Annotated in this window: 5 protein-coding genes and 1 other annotated feature; all 5 genes read left to right on the top strand. The window is 36.5% G+C overall.

What is annotated here, in order from left to right:
* Positions 1-56: 56 nt before the first annotated feature.
* The 5 genes from LZ578_RS01400 to msrA all read left to right on the top strand — a co-directional run bounded on the left by LZ578_RS01400 (position 57) and on the right by msrA (position 5,752).
* Positions 57-749, top strand: a complete 693-nt coding sequence (locus LZ578_RS01400) for a response regulator transcription factor (RefSeq protein WP_235145587.1) — start codon at positions 57-59, stop codon at positions 747-749.
* A gap of 41 nt (positions 750-790) precedes the next feature.
* Positions 791-1,921, top strand: a complete 1,131-nt coding sequence (locus LZ578_RS01405; RefSeq protein ID WP_235145588.1) for a cell wall metabolism sensor histidine kinase WalK — start codon at positions 791-793, stop codon at positions 1,919-1,921.
* Between the two features lie 158 nt (positions 1,922-2,079).
* Complete coding sequence (locus tag LZ578_RS01410) at positions 2,080-3,429, top strand: serine hydrolase (protein WP_235145589.1); 1,350 nt, start codon at positions 2,080-2,082, stop codon at positions 3,427-3,429.
* An 88-nt stretch (positions 3,430-3,517) separates the two neighbouring features.
* Positions 3,518-3,741 (top strand) — a binding site (T-box leader).
* 73 nt (positions 3,742-3,814) lie between these two features.
* Positions 3,815-5,116 (top strand): serine--tRNA ligase, encoded by a 1,302-nt coding sequence (gene serS / locus LZ578_RS01415; protein WP_235145590.1) that lies wholly within the window; start codon positions 3,815-3,817, stop codon positions 5,114-5,116.
* A gap of 102 nt (positions 5,117-5,218) precedes the next feature.
* Positions 5,219-5,752, top strand: coding sequence for a peptide-methionine (S)-S-oxide reductase MsrA (gene msrA / locus LZ578_RS01420; RefSeq protein ID WP_235145591.1), 534 nt, complete (start codon positions 5,219-5,221; stop codon positions 5,750-5,752).
* Positions 5,753-6,000 lie beyond the last annotated feature (248 nt).

The following is a 6,000-nucleotide window of genomic DNA, read 5'->3' on the forward strand; positions in this document are numbered from 1 at the left end:
CTTTATATTTAATTGGTACACTCGTAAGAACAATAATTGTGAAAATGAGGTGCAGTATGAAAATTTTAATAGTAGATGATGATCGTGAAATTGTAGATCTCTTAAGTATATATAGTAAGAACGAAGGGTACGAACCATTAAAAGCATATAATGGAATTCAAGCATTACAAATGTTAAAACAAAATTTAGATATTCAATTGATTATTTTGGATGTGATGATGCCCAAAAAAGATGGCATTACCGTATTGAAAGAATTACGTGATGATGAAAACCATATTCCTGTATTAATTCTTAGTGCTAAATCTACAGATATGGATAAAATTCAAGGATTAACCTCTGGAGCGGATGACTATGTCTCCAAACCATTTAATCCTCTGGAAGTAATGGCACGTATTAAATCTCTACTTCGTCGTTCCACTAGGTCTCAGCAAGAATCTGAACAAGATGTGATTGAAGTAGGGCCATTAGTTATTACCAAACAATCACACGAAGTAAAAACACTAACGGGTAAAGACATTCAATTGACTGCTCTTGAATTTGGTATTCTTTACTTGTTAGCTTCTAATCCAAATCGTGTTTTCAGTGCAGATGAAATTTTTGAACGGGTATGGTTACAAGAAAGTATCGTATCTGCTAAAACGGTAATGGTACATGTCAGTCACCTTCGAGATAAAATAGAAACGGCAACCGGTGGAGAGAAAGTAATTCAGACGGTTTGGGGAGTAGGGTACAAAATTACTGATAAGTAAGACCACTTTAAAAATTTTAAAACGAGAAAGGAACCTTTATTTTGTGTAAGTTAACAAAGAAAGAACTAGGCGAACTAATTTTAGAAGCGGTTGTTACGTTGACGATTACCTACTTTATCTACATGGGGTTCTTACTTTTATTTAATCGTTTAATTTCTACTCCTCCTACAATGATTGGTGAATTTAAATCACTTTGGGAATTGGTTCTTTTAATTGATATAGCCTTGAGTGATTATCGTCTTCCGATTATGGGGGCGGCGGCCCTGTTCGCCCTCCTTTTCACCTGGTGGAGACTTGCTCGTCGCTACAAGCAAATGCAATTGAGTCACATCCTGGATGAACTTCATTATATTGCTTCCGGACATTTTGATTATCGTATTGATCCGATTTCTGGCAGTATGAATGACGTTGTTACGAGTATTAATACACTAGTAGACAGTACGGTTGCTGCTATGGAAGAGGAAAGAAAAATTGAGCAATCAAAAGATGAGCTCATTACGAACGTAAGTCATGATATTCGTACGCCATTGACTTCAATTATTGGCTACTTAGGGTTAATTGAAGATGGACAATATGGTGCTATGGAAGATGTGGAGCGGTATATTCATATCGCGTATACAAAAGCTCTTCAAATGAAAGTATTGGTAAATGATCTTTTCGAATATACAAAAGTAAGACAAACATCTACTCCTCTGTCTGTTCAAGAATTAAACTTAGGTAGATTTTTAGAACAAATCGCTGCTGAGTTTGAATTGGAATCTAGTAAAAGGCATATGGAAGTGGAAGTATTCATGAAAACAGAACCACTGATGATTGAGGTGGATGTTGATAAAATTGCACGTGTCTTCAATAATCTTATTTCCAATGCGTTGAAATATGGAAAAGGGGGTACTTGGATTCATATTGAAGCGGATAAAATTGGTACAGAAGCGGTTATTTCTGTTATTAATAATGGTGAAAAAATTCCACAAGAATCTCTGGATGAATTATTCGGTCGTTTTTATCGTGTAGAGAACTCTCGATCTCAGCATACCGGTGGGACTGGACTCGGCTTAGCAATTGCTCAGAGTATTGTTACTTTGCATGGGGGATACATCCACGCAGAATCAACAGATGAGCAGACAAAATTCATGCTGCGCCTGCCCTTGAAACAAACTATAAAGAACAGCTAGTTAAAGGAAAACCATTCCTTTAACTAGCTGTTCTTTTTTGAAAAGGATACCGAAAGTTTATTGTTTTTTTGATCGTTTTAAGCTACCATAAGAAAGTGCATGAGATATTGAATTTATAAAATAATATAAAGTAAGCGAATGGAGAATAAGTGAAGATAATGGAAATAAAAATGATGAAAAAATGGACCATAAAACTTTTGACTGTTGGACTAGTAGTTAGTCCGTTTGCAGCAATTCCAGAGGTTGCAGCAGCAGAAGAACCGATTGAAGTAGATGCGAAAGCAGCATTTATTATTGAGCCTGAAACAAATAAAGTATTATTTAGTCAAAATCCAGATGAATCATTAGGAATTGCCTCTATGACGAAGTTAATAAGTACATATGTTATTTTGGATGCTATTGAGCAAGGCGAGCTATCTTGGGATCAAAAGGTAACGTTAAGTGACTATGCCCAAAATATCAGTCAGGATTATGAACTTTCAAATGTTCCTATGCGTTTTGATTTTGATTATACTATAAAAGATTTATATGAAGCGATGTTAATTTATTCTGGTAACGGAGCGGTTATTGCGATGGCAGAGACGCTAGCTGGTTCAGAACAAAAATTTGTAGACCGAATGATTGCTCAACTAGATGAGTGGGGAATAGAAGACTACGATATTTATAACTCAACGGGCTTGCCGAATAGTTATGCAAATGAGTTTGGTCAACTATATCCAGGTGCTCCTGTAGATCAAGAAAACCATATGACAGCAAGAGGAGTCGCAATAGTAGCGGACCATCTTTTGAATGATTACCCAGAAGTATTGGAAACAACTAAAATAACTGAAAAGACCTTTATGGAAGGTTCGGGCGACGAGATTCAAATGAGCACGTATAATCTCATGCTTCCTGGAGAACCCTACTATCGTGCAGGAGTAGATGGTTTGAAAACAGGGACAACCGATGAGTCAGGAGCTAGTTTTACAGGGACAGCAGTAGAAGGTGACATGCGTATTATCACCGTTTTAATAGGGTTAGAAAATCAAGAAAATTATGCAGAACGTTTTTCCGAAACAAAACGCATGATGGACTACGCATTCAAAAACTATGAAAAAGTTCAAATCATTGAAAAAGATAGTGTAGTTGAGAGTAACCCTACTATTCCGATTGCAAAAGGAAAACAGGAAGAAATTGGCTTAGTTTATAGTGAAGACTTGACTGTTGTAACCAAGAAAGCTGAAGAAAGAACAGTAGATGCAAACTTAAATCTGAATTCTGAATTAATGAATGAGGATGGACTGATTGAAGCACCTATCGAAAAAGGAACAGAAGTTGGAAAGATGACCATTAGTATAGAAGGCGATGACCTTGGCTATTTGGATGGTTCTAAAGGTGAAGAAGTGAATGTAGCTGTTGCAGAGACAGTGGAGAAAGCAAATATCCTTACAATAGGCTGGAGATGGGTATCGGGCGCATTTGTAAGCGGCTGGACGACAGTTACAGAATTCATTAGTGGATTTTTTTAGCTAACACCAAATAGGAAGTTGATTGACTTTATAGCAGTGCTTCAGTAAAATAATGATAATCTACGAAGCAAGTCACTTTACAAATAAAAAAATAGCAATGCATGTGAATAGTAAATAAAATGAACAGATAAAGAGAGTCGATGGATGGTGCGAATCGATATGTTCTTTTATTGAATCCACATATGAAGCAAATAATCGAAACACAGAGGTGGAGTAAATTATTTCGGGTCAACCGTTACCGTCAAAGAGTGTGGATGCAGAAGACTGCGTTCAAATTTGGGTGGTACCGCGTCAGACCATTTCGTCCCAGGGTTATAGGGGATGGAATGGTCTTTTTGTATTTTTAGGAGAGTTTTATCAATAGAAATAAATAGGGGGAAGAACAATGTTAGATATGAAAAAGTTACGAGATCATTATGAAGAAGTCGTGGAACAGTTGGCAGTCAGAGGTGTAAAAGAAGAAGAACTTGCACGTTTCCAGCAACTAGATGAACGAAGAAGAGAAAAAATTAACGAAACGGAACAGCTTAAACAATACCGGAACCAAGTTTCTCAAGAAATTGCTACATTGAAAAGAAATAAAGAAGATGCAGCTGATAAAATTACAGAAATGAAACAAGTTGGCGAAAAAATCAAACAAATAGATACTGAGCTAGATGAGATTGAAGAAAAAACAACCTATATTGCGGTACGGTTGCCAAATATACCTCATGAATCTGTTCCTATTGGAGAAGATGAAGAAGAAAATGTAGAAATTCGTAAATGGGGAGAACCACGTACATTTGATTTCGAACCAAAAGCTCACTATGACTTAGCGGAAGACCTAGGTATTTTAGACTTTGAACGTGCAGCAAAAGTAACGGGATCTCGCTTTGTCTTCTATAAAGGACTAGGTGCTCGTTTGGAACGTGCTTGTTACAATTACATGCTGGATCTACATGATGACCAAGGTTATACAGAAGTCATTCCACCTTACATTGTAAATGAAGCATCTATGTTTGGAACCGGACAATTTCCTAAATTTAAAGAGGATGTCTTTGAATTAAATGATGACCGTGCCTTTTTTCTAATTCCAACAGCAGAAGTCCCTCTAACCAACTACTACCGTGATGAAATTCTAAATGAAAAAGATTTGCCAGTATATTTTACTGCGATGAGTCCTTCCTTCCGTTCAGAAGCTGGTAGTGCCGGTCGAGATACAAGAGGGTTAATTCGGATGCACCAGTTCCACAAAGTAGAAATGGTGAAGTTTAGTAAACCAGAAAATTCTTATCAAGAACTTGAAAAAATGACAGATGATGCAGAATCAGTATTACGTAATTTAGGGCTTCCTTATCGTACGATTGTATTGTGTACAGGAGACATGGGCTTTTCTGCAGCGAAAACTTATGACGTGGAAGTATGGGTACCTGCACAAAACACGTACCGAGAGATCAGTTCTTGCTCAAATACGGAGAATTTCCAAGCTAGACGTGCAAAGATACGTTATCGCAAAGAGGAAAACGGTAAGCTTGATTATGTTCATACTCTTAATGGGTCAGGGCTTGCAGTTGGACGTACGGTAACTGCTATTTTGGAAAATTATCAAAATGAAGATGGTTCTATTACTATTCCTGAGCCACTTGTTCCTTATATGGGAGGAATTACTAAAATCACGAAAGAAAATGCCGTGAAAACTCGTAAATAGTAACGAAAAACTAATAAAAATCGCAATGTGTAATCGATAAGCTAGATAAAGTGTATGACAAACAACGATATGATAAAATATAGAAAAGAGAGGGTGAAGAGTATGGAAGAAAGAAATCTAGAAAAAGCAACGTTTGCGGGTGGATGTTTTTGGTGCATGGTCAAACCATTTGACAGTTTACCTGGAATAGAGTCCGTCGTTTCTGGTTATACTGGTGGACATACAGTAAACCCGACCTATGAAGAAGTGTGTACGGGAACTACAGGACATACCGAAGCAGTTGAAATTACGTTTGATCCAAAATTATTTCCTTATAAAGATTTAGTGGAGGTATATTGGCAACAAACAGACCCAACGGATCCAAATGGACAATTCGTAGATCAAGGAAATTCCTATCGTCCAGCTATTTTCTACTATTCAGAAGAGCAAAGAGCGATAGCAGAAGAATCAAAAAGAGAATTACAAGAAAGTGGAAGGTTCAAAAAGCCGATTATCACCCCCATTGAACCTGCACAACCATTTTATCCAGCGGAAGAGCATCATCAAGACTTTTATAAGAAAAGTGGATTTCATTACAAGAACTATCGAGCACTCTCAGGAAGAGATAGATACATCAAGAACCATTGGAAAAAATAAAAATATAAAAAAGAGATATTTCTTAGAGATATCTCTTTTTTTATTTCCGAATTTTATAAAGATAAAAAAAGAAAAAGATGAGAAAAAGACACCAAAAAGGAACGAATTCAAATCATGGGGATTCAAAGTTCGTGATTGGGCCAATTAAGTGAAAAACGACTATTTTTAATATTTTTTTCTATTAAAAAAAACATTAAAAAGGCTTGTCAAAAGAGTAAAAAGGATGTATTATTAGATTTCGTTAGCAA

Source organism: Jeotgalibaca sp. MA1X17-3 (assembly GCF_021513155.1).
Lineage (GTDB): Bacteria > Bacillota > Bacilli > Lactobacillales > Aerococcaceae > Jeotgalibaca.